Genomic DNA, 2921 nt, shown 5'->3' with positions numbered 1-2921 from the left:
TCTAATGCATATTGCGGGTTAAACATAGCTGACGGGCGTGTTCTGCAGGGTAATGAATTAAAGTGCTTGCGGATTCTATCTTTGGCAATTATTATGATTTTGGTAAATTCGCGCCGGAATTAATAACTAGCACCATTTTATGATGGGAGACCGGCGAGTTTGATTCGTTGAGAGGCTTAAGGTAAAGCAACCCTTAACGGTCTGACACGAACTTTTGGTTGCTTCTTCTGTCAAGAGCACGGCAAAATAAAATCGCATGTACGATCTGAAAACATCAAAAGAAGAACTCATCCTGGAGTTGCAAAAATTACAGAAGGAGAACCGGGTTCTGAAAACCAAATATGAAAAGGATGTTTTAGAGCAAAAACAAATAACAGAAGTTCTCGAATTGAAAGAAGAGCAACGAAAAGCCATTCTCCAATCAACATTAAATGGTTTTTGGAGGGCAGACATGCAGGGACGGTTGCTGGAAGTGAATAAAGCCTATTGCCAAATGAGTGGCTACAGCGAGCAGGAGTTACTAAACATGCGAATTTCCGATTTGGATGCCCTGGAAAATACCGAAGATACATTGGCTCATTTACAAAGGATGAGAGAAAATGGGGGTGAACGTTTTGAGTCCAAACATCGTCGAAAAGACGGGAGTATTATTGATGTTGAAGTCAGTACTAACCATCTTGATTTAAATGGTGGACAAATTGTAAGTTTTACGAATGACATCACGGAAAGGAAACATTCCGTAAATGTGCTGTTTGAGAGCGAACAATTGTTTCGGGAGGTAATGCAAAACTCGCCCATCGGCATGGCCCTTGTAAAACCGGATGGGCATTTTATTAACGTAAACAAAGCCTTTTGCAATATGCTGGGCTATTCAAAAGAAGAACTTCTAAGCCTGGATTCTCAAAGTATTACCCATCCCGAAGATTTGGATTCCGGTTTAAACCATGTCCGTCAGTTATGGAATGGTGGAATAGGTAAATTTCAAACCGAAAAACGGTATATCCGCAAGGACGAAACGGTGATATGGGCCATGCTTAACCTTTCAATGGTGAGCTACGACGATGGTCGCCCTAAATATGCTATCGCTCAAATCCAGGATATTACTCCGCGGAAACTTTCGGAACAAGCCCTGAAAGAAAGTGAAACAAAATACCGCCTGATTGCAGATAATATGGGAAATGTGGTTACGGTTTTGGATATGGACCTGAACCTGACCTATGTGAGCCCATCGGTTGAGCGTATTTTAGGTTATTCGCCGGATGAATATCTAAAAATAGGGCTTAGCGGGATTATCCATCCTGAATCGATGGAAAAGATTGTCCCTGTTTTTGAAGAGAGAAAGCAGATGGTGCTCAGCGGAGAGGCAGACGTGAAAAACATTGTGTTGGAAGCACAGTTTCTCAAAAAAAATGGTGCGTTAATATGGGTGGAAATCGTTTCGTCATTTATACGGGATAAAAATCAAATCCCGGTTGGAATACTGTCGGTCTCCCATGATATTACCGAAAGAAAAAATAATAAGTTACAACTTATAAATCGTATACGTATAGAGGAGATATTTAAAGATATCTCTTACCAGTTTGTCCGTGGCAGCTATTTGGAAACTGATGAGTTGATTAATTCCGCCTTAGACAAAGTAGGTTTGTTTACCCAGGTTGACCGGATTCATGTGTGCCGGTATGAAAACAATGGAACCGTGGTGAGTAATACGCATGAATGGTGCAACGAAGGAATCGAGCCTCAGATCAATCATCTTCAGCAATTGCCCGCTGTTTTATTTCAATGGGGGATGGATAAATTGTATAGGTATGAATTAATAAATTATGAGGACATTGCATATTTACCGCGTGAAGCGGCAGCAGAACGAAATATTCTTCAAAAATTTGGTATTGCTTCAATTCTTGCCATACCATTGATTTATGAAAAGCAATTCAATGGTTTTGTCGCTTTTAGTTCGGTTAAGCGTAAAAAAGCGTGGATAGACGATGATATCAAAATGTTAAATGTGCTCTCAGATTTGATTTCCGGCGAATTAGGCCGAACTAACAGTATGAAGGAACTCATTAAAGCACGAGAAAAAGCCGAGGAAAGTGACAGGCTGAAAACGTCCTTCCTGGCCAATATGAGCCACGAAATTCGAACCCCGATGAACGGCATTCTGGGATTAACCAATATGCTTTTACAGCCCGGTTTGGATACCGAAGATAGAGAGAGTTTTATCCAGGTTGTTCATCAAAGTGGGCAGCGCCTGTTAAATACGGTAAACGATATTGTGGAGATCTCTCAAATTGAATCCGGGACAGTTTATCTTAAAGTGGATGATACCGATGTTAATGCGTGCGTTGAAGGATTAATGGGCCTTTATGGACCGGAAGCCCGGAAGAAGGGGCTGAAGCTGATGGTTGACAGACTGCTGCCGGTCACCGCAAAAAATATCTCTACCGATCGCACCAAGCTGGATTCCATGCTTGGCAACTTAATAAAAAACGCCATAAAATATACCGAATCGGGAACCATTAACATGGGTTGCCTTGCGAATGGGGCAGCCATAGAGTTTTATATAAAGGATACCGGTATCGGAATCCCGAAAGAAAGACAGGCAGCCGTTTTTGAGCGCTTTGTGCAGGCCGACAATACGGATACAAGAGCATTCGAAGGTCTAGGTGTCGGGCTTGCCATTGCCAGGTCGTATGCCCAATTGCTCGGGGGTAATATTAGGGTCGAGAGCGAAGAAGGTGTTGGCTCCACATTTTATGTGAATTTGCCGGTTAAAAATTGACACAAACATGAAGAAATTTTTAAATTTCTATTGATATTTTTGGATAAAAAATTATCTTTGCAGAACTCATAGTTTAGGGTTAGGTTTGGTTAAAGATTGAAGGCACCATCAAAACGTTTGATGGTGCCTTCTACTTTATATG

At 41.4% G+C, this 2921-nt stretch carries 1 protein-coding gene; it reads left to right on the top strand.

What is annotated here, in order from left to right; genetic code table 11:
* Positions 1–256: 256 nt before the first annotated feature.
* Entirely contained in the window at positions 257–2779 is a 2523-nt protein-coding gene (locus tag ACT29I_RS25565) for a PAS domain-containing sensor histidine kinase (RefSeq protein ID WP_444794846.1), read from the top strand.
* The last annotated feature ends 142 nt before the right edge of the window (positions 2780–2921 follow it).

Source organism: Saccharicrinis sp. GN24d3, from assembly GCF_052400645.1.
In the GTDB taxonomy this organism is placed as follows: Bacteria; Bacteroidota; Bacteroidia; order Bacteroidales; family Marinilabiliaceae; genus Saccharicrinis.
Note: the sequence above shows the minus strand (reverse complement) of the source record. Positions and strands in the feature narration are given on the sequence as shown.

Coding starts and splice junctions, on each gene's coding strand:
- ACT29I_RS25565 (WP_444794846.1), top strand. CDS start 257: ATGTACGATCTGAAAACATCAAAAGAAGAACTCATCCTGGAGTTGCAA.